The sequence below is a fragment of the Flavobacterium glucosi genome (assembly GCF_048286535.1).
In the GTDB taxonomy this organism is placed as follows: Bacteria; Bacteroidota; Bacteroidia; order Flavobacteriales; family Flavobacteriaceae; genus Flavobacterium.
This window is the reverse complement of sequence record NZ_JBLVPK010000005.1, coordinates 58,851-79,091: the sequence shown is the minus strand read 5'-3', so window position 1 is coordinate 79,091 and position 20,241 is coordinate 58,851. Positions and strand designations below refer to the sequence as shown.

Sequence of the window (20,241 nt, the reverse complement as noted above, 5' to 3'; positions counted from 1 at the left end):
TTTCAAAATGATACAAGTCAAAAATCTACATAAATATTACGATCAACTACATGTGTTGAAAGGAGTTGATTTACATATTAAAAAAGGGGAAATTGTCTCTATCGTGGGTGCATCGGGAGCCGGAAAAACAACACTTTTACAAATCCTTGGAACTTTAGACAAACCTACTGCTGAAAACGGAATAGAATTGCGCATCAACGATGAAGATATTCTGACAATGAACGACAAAAACTTGTCCAAATTCAGAAATTTAAATTTAGGATTCATATTCCAATTTCATCAATTATTACCTGAATTTACGGCGTTAGAAAATGTATGCATTCCCGCTTTTATTGCCAATAAATCCAAAGTGGAAACAGAAATAGAAGCCGAAAAACTCCTGACTTATCTTGGTCTTTCCCACCGCATGAACCACAAACCCAATGAACTTTCCGGCGGGGAACAGCAACGTGTGGCAGTTGCCAGAGCGCTAATCAATAAACCCGCAATCATTTTTGCCGATGAGCCTTCGGGAAATCTCGATACTGCATCTGCTGAAAATTTGCATCAGCTTTTCTTTAAATTAAGAGACGAATTGGGACAAACTTTTGTGATTGTTACCCATAATGAAGAATTAGCGAATATGGCCGATAGAAAATTAGTAATGATTGATGGAATGATTAGCAACTAAAAAAGGTTGAAGTTTCAGGTTTAAAGTTCATTTGAAACGACAAACCACTTTAAACATTAAACTTTAAATAAAAATGAATTCTTCCGAACTCAAATCGTTTCTTGACGAAAAAGTCATACAATACAACACACTCGAATTCATAGAAAGTGATCCAGTCCAAATTCCGCATTTGTTTTCACAAAAAGAAGATGTCGAGATTGCTGGCTTTCTAAGTGCAACAATAGCGTGGGGAAATCGTAAAATGATCATCAAAAATTCTCATAAAATGATGGATTTAATGGGAAATGCGCCTTATGATTTTGTCATGTCACATTCCGAAAATGATTTGGAACGACTAGAAACTTTTGTTCATAGAACTTTTAACGGACAGGATTTTGCCAGTTTTATCAGAAGCCTAAAAAATATCTATGAGAACCATAATGGCTTAGAATCCGTATATGCTAAAAATCAAGAATTAAAAACTATGCAAAAAAGCATCTCGGAATTCAAAAAAACGTTCTTCGAAATTCCCCATCAACCTAGAACACAAAAACATATTTCGGATCCGTTGAATAATTCTGCGGCCAAGAGAATCAATATGTATTTACGCTGGATGGTACGCAAAGATGCGAAAGGCGTCGATTTAGGAATCTGGAAAAGTATTTCTCCAGCCTCTTTATCCTGTCCCTTAGATGTGCATTCCGGTAACGTAGCCCGAAAATTAGGACTACTGACCCGAAAACAAAATGATGGAAAAGCATTAGCCGAATTAGATTTAAAACTTCGTGAATTTGATGCAAGTGATCCAGTGAAATATGACTTCGCATTATTTGGATTAGGTGTTTTTGAAAAATTTTAAATTTAACACATAGATAATTTGTATTTTATACATATATTTATTGAGTCTTATAAGCACTCGATTTATTAGAAAGTATAACATTTCATTCACGATACTCAAATCGTTTAATTTGAGGTTTAATTAGATAAAAGCATGACCAATTACTTCTATAATTTGTTTAGAGACATTCCCAATATTATTGCGTTTTTGTTTAAAAAACTAGATACTGATACAAACATTAAAAATGATTTTTTGACCTTTAATTATTCATTTTTAAAAGCGGAGTTCTCTTTTGACTTGCTTAAATACATCGTCATACCTTTTCTACTAATTGTAATTATTTCTTTAGTACTATTATTGATTGTAAATCGCTATGGTTTTGAAAAAAAAATAATTATAAAAAATGAAGTTGATATTAAAATAAATGATTTCCTTACTGAAATTATATTTTCTGATTATGATGCTAAATATATAAAAGAACAGATAAAACTATTTATAAAAAACGTTCCTTTTAAAAAAAAATGGTGTAAAGGTATTATTCTAAATAAAATCATTACTATTAAAAGAAATATTAACGGAATTAATCCGCATCAAATGCTGTTAATTTACAAATATTTTGGATTTCACGAATATAGCGATAAACTGATTAAAAGTAGAAGCTGGGAAAACAAATTATTAGGAATATACCATTATCAAATATTAGAGTATAAAATAAAAACAGGACATATAAGACCTAATATATATGTAAAAAATAAATTTCTAAAATCGAATGCATTGATTGCGGTAATTTCTCTTTCTGATCAAAAATTTGATTTTTTAAGTAATTATGAAAAACAAATATCATACGCAGATGAGCTTAAAATCCTTGATATAATTCATCAAAAAAAGTCAGCTTTACCTAAAAATATCAATGAATGGCTTCATAACAAAAATAGCTCAGTAGTAATACTAGCTATTAAATTAATGATTCGATATAGAGAAACGTTAACAATTGATCAAATAAGTCATCTTATAAATAGTATTAGTAGTAAGGTGCGAAGAGAAACCTACTTAGTCATTCGAAAGTTATACATTATCGAAGCAAACGAACTTTTAATAAATCATTATCCAAAAGAAACCGATAAACGAAGTAAAATTTCTATTTTAAAAACGATGGGTGCCATTGGTGATACTGACACCAAAAATTTTGCTTTAAGCATTCTTTTAAAAGAAGCGGATTTAGAACTAAAATTCGAAATTGTTAATTGTATTTATAAAATTGATGCTAGTTTTTTTAATACTTACAAAACAGAAGATGTATTAGAAAATGAAATTATAAAAAGAATTTTTTTACATGTAAATAACCCCTATTTAAATTGAGCACCCTACAAAACATTATTAAAACCTACGAAACCTTCATTGCTTATTATTCCATTAGTTATATTATATTTTATTTATTACTGGCTATATTATCTTGGACAGCTATAAAAAAGTATTATAAATCTAAGTATTTCTTACTTAAAGAAATATTGGTTAAATCAAATCACACTGTTGGCGTTTCAATAGTTGCTCCAGCATTTAATGAAGCAACTACAATTGTATACAACGTTAAATCATTGCTTTTTCAAGAATACCCGAAATTTGAAGTAGTTATTGTTAATGACGGAAGTACTGATGCTACTCTAGAAATATTAATTAGAGAGTTTAATTTAGTTAAAGTGGATTTTTTTTATCAAGAAAAAATACCAACACAACCCGTAAGAGGACATTATAAGTCAACGAATCCTATTTACTCGAAACTTTTAGTTGTAGACAAAAAAAATGGAAAAAGTAAGGCCGACGGATCAAATGCAGGTATCAATTCTGCTAAATACTCTTTATTCATCTGTACCGATGTAGATTGTATTTTAAGAAAGGATACTATTTCAATGCTTGCCAAACCCTTTATTGAAAATACCGAGAAAGTAATAGCGACTGGGGCTGCAATACGAATTTCAAATTCATGTGAGTTTAAAGATGGAATGCTTTTTAAATCGCATTTCCCTGATAATTTTTTTGCTCGTTTTCAAGAACTAGAATACATCCGTTCATTCCTATTTGGAAGAATGGCTTGGAGTAAAATCAATGGTTTACTATTAGTTTCTGGCGGCTTAGGAATGTTCGATAAAGAAACAGTCATTGAAGCTGGCGGGTATTGGCATAAATCACTAGGTGAAGATATGGAACTCATCACTCGAATGAGAAAACTGATGCATCAGAAAAAAGAAAAATTCTTAATAATATATATCCCAGAATCGCTTTGTTGGACTGAAGTACCTGCCAGCATGACTATATTCCTTAGGCAAAGAGTGCGTTGGGCCAGAGGATTAGTTCAAACATTATATTTACATAAAGATGTTTTTTTAAATCCAAAATACGGCAAAACAGGCCTTATCATTTTTCCTTATTATTTGCTTTATGAATTTGCAGTTCCAATTTTAGAAATTTTAGGATTAATTGTCTTAACAATTGATTTGTTATTTTTCAGCATTAATTATGAATTTTTATTGATTGGCAGTGCTTTTGTATATCTATTTTACATCAGTATAACTCTGATTTCTGTATTCTTAGATCAACTAATCTATAAGCACTATACTGGTATTAAAGAGGTCTTAATTTTAATAGTAATGATTTTCATTGAGCCATTTGTCTTTCATCCGCTCAATGTTTTCGCTTCCTTAAAGGGCTACTGGCACTTTCTAAGACAAAAGGAACAAAAATGGGGAGTAATGGTACGTAAAGGATTCACAATGGAGCAAAAGCAAATATCATGAGGAATAGCAAAATTTTAAATATAGTCGGTTTTTTTATTTTTATTTTTATTTTTTCAAGTCAAAAAATAAACGCACAAAAAATTGATACTGATAGTCTTTTAACAGTAATTATAAAAGACATGCAGAATGAAAAAAATTATGCGAAAAATATTCAACGAGCATTAATGGCTAAAAAAATAGCCCCAAATTATCTTGATTATTATTTACTATTAGGACGCAACCACGATTTATTAAAAAATAAAGATAGTGCGACCTACTATTATAACTATTTTATCAAAAAAACCAACTCTAACGAAGATGCCTTCAACTATCTAATAAACATAGAATTAGAAAAAGAAGACTACTTAGAGGCCGAAAAAACAATAGATCAGGCCATTCAAATACACCCTGAAAATAGAGATTTTCAGAAAAAGAAAATAGTGCTTTATCAAGTACAGAAAGAAACGCAGAAAGAATTCACCTACACACAATCTTTACAAGTAAAATACCCTAACGACCCCGAAATTAAACAAAGTCTTTTTCTTCTGGAATCAAAAATAAAATCTGACAGGTTGGGCGTTAATTATAGTTATACAACATTCAACAGAAAGGGTTACGGTCCTTGGCATTTGGGAAGTATACAATATATTAGAGAACGTGGCTGGGGTTCTTTAATAGGTCGAATTAATTATGCCAATAGATTATCCACTGGAATAAGTATTGCACAAGGCAAACAATTTGAAGCTGAATCCTATTTTTTTACAGGAAAAAACAATTATTCTTATGCAAGTATAGCTTACAGTCCAGATCTGGTTTTCCCAAAGTTAAGAGTGGGATATTCTTTTTATCAAAATTTCAAAAAGGGTTGGGAAGCTGATTTAGGATTTCGATACATTAAATCACAAAATACTGAAACTAAAATAATTGTTTTAGGAGTTGGTAAATACATAGGTTCCTATTGGATAAATTTTAGATCCTACCTACAAAATAATGACAACGACTACCATCCCTCATTTGCATTGACAACCAGATATTATTTTGACACAAAATATGATTATATTTCATTAGATGCAGGGTATGGAACATCACCAGATGAGAGAACAACTATAGGTCAATTTGAACAAAGAGTAAGTCTCAATTCCTATAGAATTGGTGTGGGATATTACAAATTATTCAATAATCACTATCTAACAGGAATTCAAACAACATTTAATAATCAGGAATACGCTCCAAACTTAAAACAAAACGAATTAGAAATATCTTTAATGTTCCAATATAAATTCTAAAATGTTTTATAAAAAATTGAATTTAAATAGAATAGTATTTATCCTCTTTCTTTTAAGCTTCAAAATGATGGCTCAATCTGATATTGTTATTACGAATAAAACAAGTAACGAAAACTCGATCACTATTGAAACCGAGAAAGCAAGACCTGCTGCAATAGTGCTAAAATCGTATTTAGATCAGTCTTTTTCTAATTCATTTTTGATTCAAAATGAAAATAATTCAATTGAAAAAAACTCAAAAATTCATCTCAGTATATCAAAGTTAAATACTGATAATAATTTTATAATTAAAAGCAATGCAACTGATATTTTTTTGATTGCTCCAAATGAAAAATTGTTACGCTATGCCGTTTATACCTTATTAGAAACCTGGGGATTTAGAAAATTCACTGCTAAAGAAACTTACATTCCAAAATTAGATGCAGTAGCATTTCCAAAAAATACAAAGCAATCTCACAAACCTTCTTTTGAGTATCGCGCATTATTATATCCAGATGCTTACGATGAAAATTTCAGAGATTGGCATAAACTGGATTGGCATATAGAAGACTTTAGCGTTTGGGGACATTCGTTTAGTAAATTTTTACCACCTCTAGAATATTTCAAAAAGAATCCCACTTTTTTTGCATGGTATGAAGGAAACCGAAACAGCGAATCCCTTTGTATGACTAATGACAATGTGGTGGATTTAGTAATACAAAAAATGCAGAAAGTGATTGCGCAAAACCCAAATGCTCCATTCTATTCTGTAAGTCAAAATGATGATGTAATCTATTGTGAATGTCAAAAATGTAAATCTATAAACAATAAATATGGTGGTCCTCAAGGCTCTCTTTATCATTTTTTAAGCAAAATTGCAGTACATTTCCCAAAAACAAAAATAGTAACTTTAGCATATCTCCATACATTTAAGCCCCCGATAAATTTAAAATTACAGCCAAATATATACACCCTGTTTTGCCCAATTGAATTAAATAGAGGAAAAGCTATCGTGGACGATACTTACAGTACATCTTTTAGAAAAACATTGCAAGATTGGAACAAAACTACATCTCATTTATATTTATGGGATTATACAGTGCAATTTTCAAACTACTTATCTCCTTTTCCTAACATTCATACATTTTCAGACAACTATAAATTCTTTAAAAAAAATAACGTAAAAGGATTATTTGTACAAGGATATGCTGATGTTCCCGGTGATTTTACAGAATTAAGACAATATCTTTTGGCTAAATTATTATGGAATACTGACATTGATATTGAAGTTACCACAGATGATTTTCTAAGAGGCTTTTACGGTAAAGCAGCACCTCATATTAGAATGTATTTAAATCTTTTAGCCGAAAATCAACAAAAATCTAATTCATATTTAGACCTCTATTCAGGTCCGGTTCAAAGCAGAAATACATTTTTATCACCGAAAGCAATGGATCAATACGACTCTTTGATCAATGAAGCTGCACATGCGGTTGAGCAAGACCCTATATTAGAGTCGAGAATTAAAAAATTACGCTTAGCCTTAGAATATGTGTTTTTTGAGCAATCAAAATTTTATGGCAAGGATCAACATGGTATGTTTATGGTTAATGAAAAAGGCCAAAAAGAAATAAGAAAAGGGATAACAGAAAGAGTTCAAAATTTTACTAAAAATTGCTCTGAAATGGGAATCTATGAATTAAGTGAGGGTGGTTTATCTCCAGAGCAGTATTACCAAGAATGGCTCGAAATAGCCAAAGACACCACAAATCATCTTGGAGAAAAATTAAAAGTTAATTTCCTGACATTACCCGCAGAAGAATTTACAGGAAAAGGAAGCTACGGCTTAATGGATGGAATTAAAGGTTATAAAGATTACAACATCAACTGGATTGGGTGGTATGGAATTAATCCTGAGATAGAATTAATCACCAACAAACTGAATTTTAATCAAATAAAAATAAATTTTCTTGACAATCAAAGACATTGGATTTTTAAACCTAAGAAAATTTCTATTTATGGTTTTAACAATAAAGAATGGTTGCTGATTACAGAAAAAATTATGGGAAATTTAACAGAAAATTTTGTTATTAAAACAGAGCAGATAGAGATCAACAGTAAAAACTTTAGTAAGTTTGATAAAATAAAGCTACTAATTGATAATCAAGATCATTTACCAATTTGGCGAAAGCGAAAACAAAAAAAACCAATGATAATGATTGATGAGATTGAACTCTACAATAAATAAAAACACTTAAAATGAGCCAGAAAAAAATATTAATAATAGAAGACGACAATTTAATCATTAAAATCCTAGATTTTATTTTAAAAAAAGAAGGATATGAAACGTATATATCCATAGATGGAAATGATGGAATCGATCAAATAGGGATTCTTCAACCTGATTTAATTATCACCGATATTATGATGCCTTATAAATCAGGACTGGAAATTACTGCCTATTCTAAAAAAAACTACCCTAGCATTCCAGTGATTATAGTTTCGGCTTTAGGTAAGGAAGATTTAACAGTTATTGAAGGTTTCAAATTAGGTGTGGATGATTTTATAGCCAAACCATTTAATCCTATCGAATTAGTTTTAAGAGTTAAACGTTTTGTTTAAAAGTTGTGCTGAAAATTAGCCGAAAAACAACAATACGTTTCCCTAATGTCAGTATCCTCATAAAAAACGTATCTTTGCACAAAATTTAAGCAAATGAGTACTTTCGAACAATTCAATCTTCCTAAATCTGTGCAAAAAGCAATAGATGATTTAGGATTTACTTCTCCAACTCCCATCCAGGAAAAAACTTTTTCTGTGATAATGTCTGGAAGAGATATGATGGGAATTGCACAAACCGGTACTGGTAAAACATTTGCCTATTTATTGCCGTTATTAAAATTATATAAATTCACTCCGGGACATACTCCGAAAATAGTTATTCTGGTTCCTACGCGTGAGCTTGTCGTACAAGTAGTGGAAGAAGTAGAAAAATTGACAAAATACATGTCAGTTCGTACTGTTGGGATTTTTGGAGGTGTCAACATTAATACTCAGAAAACAACCGTTTATAAAGGCTGCGACATACTAGTGGGAACTCCAGGAAGAATCATGGATTTAACGCTGGACAATGTGATCCGTTTTGAAGAAATGCAAAAGCTAGTAATCGATGAGTTTGACGAAATGCTTAATTTGGGTTTTCGTACCCAATTGACAGCTATTTTGGCTATGATGCCAAAAAAACGTCAAAACATACTTTTTTCGGCAACTATGACGGATGAAGTAGATGCTATTTTGAATGACTATTTTGATTATCCCGAAGAAGTTACGCTTTCGGCATCAGGAACGCCATTGGAAAACATCAAACAAATTGCCTATAATGCTCCTAATTTCAATACTAAAATAAATCTTCTAAAATACCTATTGCACAATAACGAAGACATGAGTCGTGTTTTGGTTTTTGTCAATAATAAGAAGATTTCAGATATGGTTCACGAACGTATCGAAGAAGATTTTGAAGGACAATTTGGCGTAATTCACTCGAATAAATCGCAAAATTATCGTTTGAGTACAATGGCTTCTTTCCAAGAAGGAAATTTACGTGGTTTAATTACTACAGATATTATGGCAAGAGGTTTGGATATTTCCAATATTACTCATGTTATCAATTTCGAAATGCCTGAAATGCCGGAATTGTATATGCACAGAATTGGTAGAACCGGTCGTGCAGATGCAACAGGAACCGCAATAAGTTTTATCGCACCTCGTGAAGAAGAGTCTAAAGTCGAAATAGAAGTACTGATGAACATGGAATTAGCTATCGAAGCTTTCCCAGAAACAGTAGAAGTTTCATCAAAATTAATCGAACCTGAAAAAGACAGACAACCGATTAAGTTTATGATGAAAAAACAGAAACTTGACGGTGATGGTGCTTTTCAAGAGAAAAGTAAAAAGAATAAGAAAGTCAATTTAGGTGGACCAGGTGTAACCAAGAAAAAAACGCACGGTTCTGTCAATAGAAATATGCTAAAAACTAGAGACAAAAAGAGAAAAGACAAGAACAAATAGTGATCAGTTTCTAAATCCTGATTTTTTTTGTCCATCAGGGGCAAAAGATAAAAACAAAAACAAATAATAAAAAGGTTGAAAATGGAAATCATTTTTCAACCTTTTTTTTTTGTGAATTTTATGGAATTTCCAAGTTTAATTCTTTGTAAAAACCAAGCAAACCGGAGAACACAAAGCAATTCTTTTTCCAGTATCAGTAAGTGCTCCAGTCGTTTTATTTCTTTTAAAAATCACTATATCATTAGTATATTGATGTGCTACCAGAAGAAAATTTCCCGTTGGATCTATCGCAAAATTTCTAGGTCCTTTTCCTAAAGTACTGCTTTGTCCTTTCAATTGTAATTTTCCGTTTTTTAGAATTTTAAAAATTGTAATGTTATTAGCTTCACCGCGATTAGACGTATATAAAAACTTCCCGTCAGGCGAAATATGAATATCCGCAGAGCTAAAATTTCCTTTGAAATCTTTTTCTAAAATAGTCGTTTCGTCAATCTTTTTCAATATTCCGTTTGAATAACTAAATACCGTTAAAGCGCCATCAAGTTCTTGTAATAGGTAAACAAATTTACCGTCTTTACTGAACGTCAAATGTCTTGGTCCACTTCCAGATTTCACTGAAATGCTATCTTTTAATTCTAAAACAGTACTTGCAGCATTAGGATTATAGGCATACGTATATACTTTGTCATTGCCTAAATCATTAGACAAAACAAACTTTTTATCTGGAGAAAAATGAACCATGTGTACGTGCGGACCTTCTTGTCTTTGCACATTAATTCCTTTACCATAATGTTGAATTACTTGCTTCGCTTTAGCTAGACTTCCGTCGTTATTTTTCTCAAAAACAGAGATATTTCCGCCAGAATAGTTGGCAACAATTACATTTTTGTCATCGTTTATAATGTAACAAGGATCAGCACCTTTTGAACTTTGCTTATTAATTAAGTCTAATTTTCCGCTTGATGGATTGTAACTAAATGAACTTACTGTACTCTCAGCACCAAACTCATTTACGGAATAAATAAAATTATTCTCTTTTGAAACCGTTAAATAACTCGGATTTATAACTTTTTCAGTTGCATTTTTAAAACTGAAATCACCTGTTTTTGAATCAAAATCATATACATAAATTCCTTTACTGTCACAACTTTGAGTGTAGGTTCCAATCAGTAAATTGAATTTATTTTTTTGTGCCTGAACACTTGTAAAAATGAAAATTAATAGAACAACAACAAACGATTTTTTCATGTTTATAAATTTTATTGAAAAGCTAAAATACACATTATATCCATAATGACTGTCAATTGTTTATTCCCTAGAAAAATTATAACAACTTCATCTAAAACTGTCAACAAATTTGTATTTTTGACTCACAAAATTCAATGAACTCCATTGAAAATAAAATCCAATGAAGTAAACTCAACCTCAGAATGCATTTTAAACATCCCGAAACTTTATACTTTCTGTTCTTGTTGATTGTTCCAATTTTGGTTCATTTATTTCAATTACGCCGTTTCAAAAAAGAATATTTCACCAATGTTCGTTTCTTAAAAGCACTTTCGATTCAAACCCGAAAAAGCTCTAAAATCAAGAAATGGTTGCTTCTAGCCTCTCGTTTATTGCTACTAACTTTTATTATTATCGCATTTGCACAACCTTTTTTTGAGTCAAAAGACAGTAAAAATGCAAACAACGAATTGTATATTATTTTAGACAATTCTTTTAGCATGCAAGCCAAAGGTAAAAAAGGTGAATTACTAAAACGAGCTGTTCAGGAACTGCTTGAAGAAACTCCGGAAGAGGTGAATTTTTCTTTGCTTACCAATTCTGAAAATTATTGGAACACAGATATAAAATCGGTTCGTGGTGCTTTGCAAAATCTAAAATACAGCGCAACTCCGTTCCAATTGGATAATATAATGGCAAAAATAAAAGCGCATAAATCGGCTTTTAAAAAAGATATCGTTATCATTACCGATGCCGTTGGTCTTAATGAAAAACAACTAAAAAATAGTGATGCAACTGATTCGTCATTATTTATAATTCCAAAAGCAGAACAAAAAAATAATGTTTCTATTGACAGCGTTTTTATTAATAAAACATTAGAAAATTTTTATGAGATTAGCGTTCAAATATCCAGTTATGGAGATGATTTCAGCCCGATTCCTATTTCGTTATTCAATGAAAATAAACTCATTGCAAAGACGATAGTAACATTAGATACAAAGAAAAAAAATCTCAATTTTACGATTCCGAAACAAGCTTTTCATGGCTATTTTTCTATAGTTGACAATGGATTGACTTATGACAACACCTTGTATTTTAGTATTTCTAAAACGAAGAAAACCAATATTATCAGCATTGGAGAGCCGGCAAAAAGCAACTTCCTTTCCCGAATTTACACCAGTGAAGAATTCAATTTTAGCAATTTTACTTTAAGTGCATTAGATTATAATAAACTGGAAGAACAAGATGCGATTGTTTTAAATGAATTGGATGAAATCCCGCAGGCTTTGGCGACCACTTTGAAATCTTTTGTAGAAAAAGGGGGCAATTTAATTGTAATTCCTTCGGCGACAAGTTCCATTACAAATATGAATTCTTTTGTATCAAATTTTGGAAAAATTACATTCAATTCTTTAGAAAACAGAGAAAAACTGATTACTAAAATCAACTTCAATCATCCTATATTCCATACTGTTTTTGAAAATAAAGTGACTAATTTTCAATATCCAAAAACAAAAAGTTCATTTGCATTATCCAGCTCTAGTCCCGCTGCTTTGTCTTATGAAGACCAAAGTGTTTTCTTGACTTCGATAGCGAATTCGGTTTCAGCAGTTGCTATTTTTGCGGCTCCTATCAATATCGAAAATTCGAATTTTCAGCAATCTCCATTAATTGTGCCTACATTTTACAAGATGGCGATGAACAATCAAAACAATGGCGTAAATGCTTTGATAATAGGAAATAACAACCCACATTTGACAGAAGCATCGCTAAACAAAGACGCTATTTTAACGGTAAAAGGCTTGGACGAACAATTTATTCCTATCCAACAAATTCTGAATAATAAAGTCAAAATGACTTTCAATGATTATCCTGAACAAGCAGGGAATTTCAGCATTTACAATAAAAAAGAATGGATTGAAAACATCAGTTTCAATTACAACAGAACCGAAAGTGATTTGGCTTTACCCAATGAGAATGTTCTTTCTGACTATAAAACAATCGAATCAATCCAATCGCTATTTAACACTTTACAAACTGATAGAACTGATAATCAAATTTGGAAATGGTTTGTTATCTTTGCACTGTTATTTCTAATAACTGAAATGGCAATTATACGATTCGTAAAGTAATTAACTAAAGTCCAATAATTAAAAATTAATATGAAATGAGCATGACCGTAATTTGGTCATAAAAGTTAACACAACTATGCGAATTCCATATTCCATTAAAAAATAAATCTTATCTACACATGAAATTAATCATCAGAGACGCCAAAATTATCGATTTGAAAAGTCCCTTTCATAATAAGACTGCAGATATTTTAATTGTTGATGGTTTTATAAAAAAAATTGGAACATCACTTCCAAATCCAGATAAAGCAGAGGAAGTACAACTTGACAATTTACATGTTTCACAAGGCTGGTTTGACAGCAGCGTTTCTTTGGGAGAACCTGGTTTTGAAGACCGAGAAACCATTTCGAACGGACTTAATGTAGCTGCCAAAAGTGGTTTTACCGCAATCGCATTACAACCCAACTCCTTCCCTAGTATTGACAATCAATCCCAAGTCAATTTTGTTTTGAATAAAGCACAAGGATTTGCAACACAATTGTATCCTATTGGCGCTTTGAGCAAAGAAAGTGCAGGAAAAGACATGGCTGAATTGTATGATATGAAAAAAGCGGGAGCAGTTGCTTTTGGAGATTATAATAAAAGTTTAGATAATGCTAATTTGCTGAAAATTGCCTTACAATACGTTCAGGATTTTGATGGATTAATTCTTGCTTTCTGCCAAGACGAAAATATAAAAGGAAACGGAGTGGCAAATGAAGGCATCATTTCTACCCGATTAGGTTTGAAAGGAATTCCAAATCTTGCCGAAGAATTACAAATCGCAAGAAATTTATTTCTGCTAGAATATACCGGAGGAAAACTACACATTCCGACAATTTCGACTAAAAAATCAGTTCAATTAATCAAAGATGCTAAAGCCAATGGGCTAAATGTAACCTGTAGCGTGGCTGTACATCATTTAGTGTTAACAGATGATAAACTGGAAGGTTTTGATACCCGTTATAAAGTTTCGCCACCACTTAGAACTGAAACCGATAGAAAAGCACTGTTGAAAGGGATAAAAGACGGGACGATTGATATGATTACATCCGACCATAATCCGATAGACATTGAACACAAGAAAATGGAATTTGATGGTGCCAAAAATGGAACGATTGGATTAGAAAGTTCTTTTGGTGCTTTGATGACCGTATTGCCATTGGAAACCGTAATAGATAAATTGACTGCTGGAAAACCTACATTCGGTATCGATATCCAAGTCATAAATGAAGGTGTTAAAGCAAATATCACCTTATTTAATCCGGAACCGAATAGCATTTTCACAAAATCATCCATTTTATCCAAATCAAAAAACTCAGCGTTTTTTGAAACAGAAACAAAAGGGAAAGTGTACGGAGTTATGAATCAAGGAAAATTAATTTTAGCATAGAAAAATGAATAATAATAATAATAATAATAATAACTCAGAGTCTGGAAAAACTGCCGCCATCACTAGCTATATTTTAGGAATTGGTGTGTTTATAGCGATGTCTATGAACTCTGAAGATAAAAATGCATTTGCTTCCTTTCACATTCGTCAAGGACTGGGACTCACATTAACTTTTATATCATTGGGATTAATCATCAGCAATTTTGACAGCTTGATGATTTCTGCTCCAATGTGGATTTTCGTTTTTGTTTTGTGGTCTTATGGCATTACTAGTGCTATAAAAGGAGAAACAAAACCAGTTCCTTTATTGGGAAATTATTATCAAAAATGGCTTAAAAACATCTCTTAATTGATTGAAAATTGTTGATTAACGATTTTTAATTGCAGAACTAAAAAACCAAAAACTGAGACTGTTTTTTTTTAAATGCAGAATTTTTGAAAACTAAAAACTGATTACTAAGAACTCATCACTGAACACTAACTATGAAACTATCTTTAGAATATAAAATACGAGAACCTAAAATAAAATTAGACAAAAACCCTCTTATCCTTTTATTACACGGATACGGCAGCAATGAAGAAGATTTGTTTTCATTTGCTAGTGAGCTTCCACAGGAATATTATATTATCTCAGCACGTGCGCCTTATGACTTACAATACGGCAGTTATGCTTGGTATGCAATAAACTTTGATGCAGACGAAAACAAATTCTCTGACCACGAACAAGCCAAAGTTTCAAGGGATTTAATTGCTGGATTTATTGATGAGTTAATTGCTAGTTATCCGATCGATGAAGCACAACTTGCTTTAGTTGGCTTCAGCCAAGGTTCGATTTTAAGTTATGCAGTAGCACTTTCTTATCCAGAAAAAGTTCAAAAAGTGGTGGCTATGAGTGGCTATTTAAATTTAGAGATTGTGGCTGATGATTATCTTACAAATAACTTTACTAACCTAAAAATATTTGCTTCACACGGAACAGTAGATCAGGTCATTCCAGTAGAATGGGCCAGAAAAACCCCAGCAATACTAGAAAATTCAGGAATAAATGTAACGTATAAGGAATATCCAATTGGTCACGGAGTAGCACCTCAAAATTTTTATGACTTTAAAAATTGGTTAGAAAACAACTAACTAATTATTGTCCCATATATTTAATTTCATCGGCTTTTTTCAACACATAGCCTTTCCAAGGAATCAATTGCCAATCATCCTTAACCCATGGTTGGCCTTCGGATTTTCGTTCTAAAATAATTGATTCCTCTTGGGTATCCAAAAACAATTCTGCTTTATTTTCATTATTAGCTTCAAAAATCACAAAAGCTGATGTAGTTGCAGTTTTTCCACTTTGCTCGTAATGATTTAATCGAGTTCCGATTTCAAAAACTCGGATACACTCCTTTCGCAACACAGACCAAGTATAACCTGCAGAAGCTTTACAACCGTGTTCATCCAAATCTCCGCCCGCTAATTGTGACTTATCTTCTTTTAGAATTGTACTCTTGGATACCTTTTTTTGATCCATTTGCTTTGCACAAGAAAAAGCAACAATAATAATTACCGAAAACAACAATACTTTTTTCATACTTACTTCTGAAATAATAAAGATTGATTTACTTCAAAAGAAATACTGTCATCAGCATTTACAAAATATTTTAATAAAACCTCTCCCCAAATTTCACCATCACTAAAGTCCGCTATAATCCATCTGTGGTTTAGGATTCTAACTTTATTGACAATAAATTTATTTGTTCCAATTTGATCTTGCCCTGTGTAAGGATTTCCTTTGGGGTTGGAGTTGTAATCCAATAGTTTCTCCGTAACAACAGGAATTAATTTCTCGTATTGAATTATTTTGTCTGAACTTCCTGAATCAAAATAATTTTGCGCATTTTCATTTTTAGCTAAAGAAAAATAGTTCGCATCAGCCAATTGATTCGAAACTAAACTGATACTGTCTCTTAACTTGGCTGTTGTCTTTTTATATCTATTTTGTTCAAAAGTGACTTCTTTACTCAGAAACATATAAGTGAAAATTGAAGAAAGTACCGCTAAAATAGTGAGATAAAGGAATAATGATTGTTTCATTGTGAATTGAATTATAATGTAATTTCTAAATTGTCGTATGCAAGGAAAACAGTTGAAGGAAGGTTTTTTTGAACCTCTTCATGATATCCCATAATATGACTAATGTGTGTCAGATATGTTTTTTTTGGCTGGACCAAAGTTATAAAATCTAATGCTTCTTTCAAATTGAAATGCGTATCATGAGGTTCTTCCCGTAAAGCATTTATTACCAATACTTTTAAGTTTTTTAATTTTTCAATTTCGCTTTTCTCAATGGTTTTCACGTCCGTTAAATAGGCAAAATCATCAATTCTATACCCAAAAACCTGAAGATTTCCATGCATTACATTAATAGGAATCACTGTTTTATTTCCAAAGGAAAATGGCTCATTATTAACGACTTCAATAGTTGTAATAGATGGAGCACCCGGGTATTTATTTACCGTTTCAAAAACATAGTCAAACCGTCTTCTCAAATTATCGATAACCCTTTTATGTGCATAAATTGGAATTTCTCCCTGCTTAAAATTAAACGGACGAATATCATCTATTCCCGCTGTATGGTCAGCATGTTCGTGAGTAAAGAGAATCCCATCTACTTTTTGACAATTTGAAGAAAGCATTTGCTGCCTGAAATCAGGTCCGCAATCGATTACAAAAGAATGGTTTCCCCAAGAAATCCAAACGGAAACTCTTAATCTTTTATCTTTAAAATCAGTGCTTTTACATACTGGATGATTGCTCCCAATAACAGGAATCCCTTGTGATGTGCCAGTTCCTAAAAAATATACCTTCAATTTTATTGCTTTTATTTACAAAAATAGGGTTAATTATCTTTCATTAGAAACCTATTTCATTAACTTTGCAACATATTAGCCATATTAAAAGAAAATGGATACAGAAATAAAATTAAAAGGTGACAAAATCATCGAACAAATCCCTTCAATTAAAGACAAAGCCCTTCGTATTAATTTGAATGAAAATATATACGGAACTTTTGCAGAGATTGGAGCTGGACAGGAAACTGTAAGACATTTTTTTAGATCTGGCGGTTCTTCAGGTACAATTGCAAAAGCAATGTCAGCCTATGACAAAGACTTTAGTGATGCCGTTTATGGTATCGAAGAAGATGGCCGTTACGTAACCGAAAGCCGACTTAAAAAAATGCTTTCCCATGAAGTAAATCTGATAGAAAAAAGATTGAGCAGAGAAAAACATCCTAACAAAATGTTTTTTAGTTATGCCAATACAGTAGCTACTATTGACTTTGCAAAACAATTCAAAGGACATGGTTGGGTTGGAATTAGTTATCAAATTGAACCGGATGAGGATTATAACGAAATTATCATTCACATTCGATTTAAAGAAACTGATGTTCGCTTGCAACAAGAAACGCTTGGTATTCTTGGTGTAAACTTAATTTATGGAGCATATTATAAATACAACGATCCTAAACGATTGTTGCGCTATTTATACGATCACTTAGATAAAGATCAATTAGAAATAGACACTATAAATTTCTCAGGACCGCGTTTTGCTGATGTTGACAATCGTTTGATGAGTTTACAATTAGTAAAAAACGGAATGACTGATGCAGTAATGTTTAATCCTGAAGGTAAAAACATTCTTCCTGCAGCAATTTTATACAAGAAAAACATTCTTGCTTTTAGAGGTAGTTTTCGTCCCGTTACAAAAGTGAATATGGACATGTATGAAAAATCATTAAAAATGTTCCTGAATGAGAATAAGGTAAATGCCGAAAACACACTGGTAGTCTTTGAAATTACATTATCAAACTTACGTTCTGATGGTGAAATTGATGAAAGAGACTTTATGGATAGGGCAGAATTATTGTGTTCTCTTGGACAAACAGTAATGATTTCAAACTTCCAGGAATACTATAAAGTGGTCGAGTATTTTGCTAATTATACAAAAGCCAGAATGGGATTAGCCATGGGCGTGAATAATTTAATAGATATTTTTGACGAGAAATATTACCGTCATTTAAGCGGTGGAATTCTGGAAGCGTTTGGAAAATTATTCTATCGCGATATGAAAGTTTTCTTATATCCAATGATTGGAGAAGATGGAGAAATCATCACATCAGAAAACTTAAAAGTACATCCTAGAATGAAGGAATTATACAAATTCTTTAAATTCAACGGAAAAGTAGTTGATATCGATGATTATGACCCTTCTATTTTAGAAGTTTTCTCTCGTGAAGTTTTAAATATGATTAATAGTGGAAAACCGGGTTGGGAAACAATGCTTCCTACTGGTATTGCTGAAATAATAAAAGAGCACCGCCTTTTTGGGTATGACCCAAATAAAGTTTTGAAGGAAAGTATTTAGTAAAAAGTGATCAGTAATCAGTTTTTATTGATCAGCTTCTAGTACACTAGTAACTACCCGAATCAGTAGTGAAATTTAGATTTAAATTATAACAAAGTCCAGAATTGAGGTCATTTAAACCTCAACTCTGGATTTTATTTTGTTTATAAAATTTGATTTCAGTTTTTGTATACTTATTTACAATTGTAGCAACTGATCACTAAAAACTGATTACTGAACACTTACTTTAATATCTGAGCGGCATGAACTTTCGTTTTCACATCTGAAATCACGTCCTCAATAATTCCTTTTTCATCAATTACAAATGTGGTTCTGTGAATGCCATCGTATTCTTTTCCCATGAATTTTTTTGGTCCCCAAACTCCAAATGCTTCAATTACAGATTTATCTTCATCAGCAAGTAACGGAAATGGAAAATCAAATTTTTCTTTGAATTTAGCTTGTGCTTTTTGGGCATCTGCACTTACACCAAGCAGCTCATAATTATTAGCTTGAAATCGTTCGAAATTGTCTCTTAAATCACAAGCTTCCGCTGTACAACCTGGCGTATTTGCTTTTGGATAAAAGAAAACGACTAATTTTTTACCTGCATAATCTGCTAATTGATGTGATTTTCCGTCTTGGTCCAGACCAGAAAAACTAGGTGCTTTATCTCCTTTTTTTAATGTTGTCATTATTTATATTTTTATTTATTTGAATTGAAATTGAATTTTGCTATTGCCATCGAAATTGTTTTTCTTTACCAATCAAATTTAATGAATAATGAATAAACAAGAACGTGTAACGTTTGTTATAAATACGTTAAAAGAGTTGTACCCAACCATTCCGGTTCCTTTAGACCATAAGGATCCTTATACTTTATTGATTGCTGTTTTACTTTCGGCACAATGTACTGATGTTCGCGTGAACCAAATTACACCGTTACTTTTTGCTAAGGCTGACAATCCATACGATATGATAAAAATGTCTGTTGAGGAAATTAAGGAAATCATTCGTCCTTGCGGCTTATCGCCAATGAAGTCAAAAGGAATTCATGGTTTATCCCATATTTTAATTGACAAACATGGTGGAAAAGTACCCCAAAGTTTTGAATTTTTAGAGGAATTACCTGCGGTAGGACATAAAACGGCAAGTGTTGTAATGTCGCAAGCCTTTGGAGTGCCTGCTTTTCCTGTTGACACTCACATTCATAGATTGATGTACCGATGGAATTTAACAAACGGGAAAAATGTTGTTCAAACAGAGAAAGATGCAAAACGAATTTTTCCTGAAGAAATTTGGAATGATTTACACCTCCAGATTATATGGTACGGGAGGCAATATTCTCAGGCTCGTGCTTGGGATTTAGACAAAGACATTATCACTAAAACAATTGGAAGAAAAACGGTCATTGATTCCTATCATAAAAAATAATATTCAAAAAAAACACCCAATGTTAAAAAAAAACATTGGGGTTTTTCAATAATTTAAAATCAAATTAGATCTACTTAACACCTCCCATA

The 20,241-nt window shown here is 31.8% G+C and carries 19 protein-coding genes; 14 read left to right on the top strand and 5 right to left on the bottom strand.

Translation table 11 applies throughout. The annotated features are described in order from the left end of the window. Window positions 1-7 precede the first annotated feature (7 nt). The 8 genes from ACNQGD_RS10460 to ACNQGD_RS10425 all read left to right on the top strand — a co-directional run bounded on the left by ACNQGD_RS10460 (window position 8) and on the right by ACNQGD_RS10425 (window position 9,591). Window positions 8-670: an ABC transporter ATP-binding protein gene (locus tag ACNQGD_RS10460; RefSeq protein ID WP_417997417.1), complete on the top strand. Its 663-nt coding sequence runs from the start codon at window positions 8-10 to the stop codon at window positions 668-670. 73 nt (window positions 671-743) lie between these two features. Next, the gene (locus tag ACNQGD_RS10455) at window positions 744-1,508 is read left to right on the top strand and encodes a TIGR02757 family protein (RefSeq protein WP_417999234.1); all 765 of its coding nucleotides are present in this window, start codon (window positions 744-746) and stop codon (window positions 1,506-1,508) included. 132 nt (window positions 1,509-1,640) lie between these two features. Further along, window positions 1,641-2,846: a hypothetical protein gene (locus ACNQGD_RS10450; RefSeq protein ID WP_417999233.1), complete on the top strand. Its 1,206-nt coding sequence runs from the start codon at window positions 1,641-1,643 to the stop codon at window positions 2,844-2,846. Further along, entirely contained in the window at window positions 2,843-4,279 is a 1,437-nt protein-coding gene (locus ACNQGD_RS10445) for a glycosyltransferase family 2 protein (protein WP_417999232.1), read from the top strand. Before ACNQGD_RS10450 ends, ACNQGD_RS10445 begins: the two co-directional genes overlap by 4 nt. Before the next feature lie 164 nt (window positions 4,280-4,443). Further along, window positions 4,444-5,544 (top strand): YaiO family outer membrane beta-barrel protein, encoded by a 1,101-nt coding sequence (locus ACNQGD_RS10440; RefSeq protein WP_417999231.1) that lies wholly within the window; start codon window positions 4,444-4,446, stop codon window positions 5,542-5,544. A 199-nt stretch (window positions 5,545-5,743) separates the two neighbouring features. Further along, window positions 5,744-7,771, top strand: a complete 2,028-nt coding sequence (locus ACNQGD_RS10435; protein WP_417999230.1) for a DUF4838 domain-containing protein — start codon at window positions 5,744-5,746, stop codon at window positions 7,769-7,771. 11 nt (window positions 7,772-7,782) lie between these two features. Next, window positions 7,783-8,145: a response regulator transcription factor gene (locus tag ACNQGD_RS10430; protein ID WP_417994489.1), complete on the top strand. Its 363-nt coding sequence runs from the start codon at window positions 7,783-7,785 to the stop codon at window positions 8,143-8,145. Window positions 8,146-8,238: 93 nt separating this feature from the next. After that, window positions 8,239-9,591, top strand: coding sequence for a DEAD/DEAH box helicase (locus ACNQGD_RS10425; protein ID WP_417999229.1), 1,353 nt, complete (start codon window positions 8,239-8,241; stop codon window positions 9,589-9,591). Window positions 9,592-9,726: 135 nt separating this feature from the next. Here the strand turns inward: ACNQGD_RS10425 and ACNQGD_RS10420 are convergent, their stop codons facing one another. Further along, entirely contained in the window at window positions 9,727-10,839 is a 1,113-nt protein-coding gene (locus ACNQGD_RS10420; RefSeq protein ID WP_417999228.1) for a lactonase family protein, read from the bottom strand. A gap of 182 nt (window positions 10,840-11,021) precedes the next feature. On the opposite strand from ACNQGD_RS10420, the gene ACNQGD_RS10415 reads away from it, so the two are divergent. The 4 genes from ACNQGD_RS10415 (at window position 11,022) to ACNQGD_RS10400 (ending at window position 15,454) form a co-directional block, all read left to right on the top strand. After that, entirely contained in the window at window positions 11,022-12,950 is a 1,929-nt protein-coding gene (locus ACNQGD_RS10415) for a BatA domain-containing protein (protein WP_417999227.1), read from the top strand. Window positions 12,951-13,069: 119 nt separating this feature from the next. Beyond that, window positions 13,070-14,323: a dihydroorotase gene (locus ACNQGD_RS10410; RefSeq protein WP_417999226.1), complete on the top strand. Its 1,254-nt coding sequence runs from the start codon at window positions 13,070-13,072 to the stop codon at window positions 14,321-14,323. A 4-nt stretch (window positions 14,324-14,327) separates the two neighbouring features. After that, window positions 14,328-14,672: a hypothetical protein gene (locus ACNQGD_RS10405; protein WP_417999225.1), complete on the top strand. Its 345-nt coding sequence runs from the start codon at window positions 14,328-14,330 to the stop codon at window positions 14,670-14,672. 134 nt (window positions 14,673-14,806) lie between these two features. Then, window positions 14,807-15,454: an alpha/beta hydrolase gene (locus ACNQGD_RS10400; protein ID WP_417994495.1), complete on the top strand. Its 648-nt coding sequence runs from the start codon at window positions 14,807-14,809 to the stop codon at window positions 15,452-15,454. Window positions 15,455-15,458: 4 nt separating this feature from the next. Here ACNQGD_RS10400 and ACNQGD_RS10395 read toward each other — a convergent pair whose 3' ends face one another. From ACNQGD_RS10395 to ACNQGD_RS10385, 3 genes are read right to left on the bottom strand one after another with little or no spacing between them, the layout of a single operon-like run. Next, window positions 15,459-15,905: a hypothetical protein gene (locus ACNQGD_RS10395; protein WP_417999224.1), complete on the bottom strand. Its 447-nt coding sequence runs from the start codon at window positions 15,903-15,905 to the stop codon at window positions 15,459-15,461. A gap of 2 nt (window positions 15,906-15,907) precedes the next feature. Further along, the gene (locus ACNQGD_RS10390) at window positions 15,908-16,408 is read right to left on the bottom strand and encodes a hypothetical protein (RefSeq protein WP_417999223.1); all 501 of its coding nucleotides are present in this window, start codon (window positions 16,406-16,408) and stop codon (window positions 15,908-15,910) included. Between the two features lie 11 nt (window positions 16,409-16,419). After that, window positions 16,420-17,184 (bottom strand): MBL fold metallo-hydrolase, encoded by a 765-nt coding sequence (locus tag ACNQGD_RS10385; RefSeq protein ID WP_417999222.1) that lies wholly within the window; start codon window positions 17,182-17,184, stop codon window positions 16,420-16,422. 94 nt (window positions 17,185-17,278) lie between these two features. On the opposite strand from ACNQGD_RS10385, the gene ACNQGD_RS10380 reads away from it, so the two are divergent. Continuing rightward, complete coding sequence (locus ACNQGD_RS10380; RefSeq protein ID WP_417994499.1) at window positions 17,279-18,739, top strand: TonB-dependent receptor; 1,461 nt, start codon at window positions 17,279-17,281, stop codon at window positions 18,737-18,739. A gap of 221 nt (window positions 18,740-18,960) precedes the next feature. Here the strand turns inward: ACNQGD_RS10380 and bcp are convergent, their stop codons facing one another. Then, the gene (bcp, locus tag ACNQGD_RS10375) at window positions 18,961-19,413 is read right to left on the bottom strand and encodes a thioredoxin-dependent thiol peroxidase (RefSeq protein WP_417999221.1); all 453 of its coding nucleotides are present in this window, start codon (window positions 19,411-19,413) and stop codon (window positions 18,961-18,963) included. A gap of 88 nt (window positions 19,414-19,501) precedes the next feature. Here bcp and ACNQGD_RS10370 point away from each other — a divergent pair, with 88 nt between their 5' ends. Next, window positions 19,502-20,152 (top strand): endonuclease III domain-containing protein, encoded by a 651-nt coding sequence (locus ACNQGD_RS10370; RefSeq protein WP_417999220.1) that lies wholly within the window; start codon window positions 19,502-19,504, stop codon window positions 20,150-20,152. The last annotated feature ends 89 nt before the right edge of the window (window positions 20,153-20,241 follow it).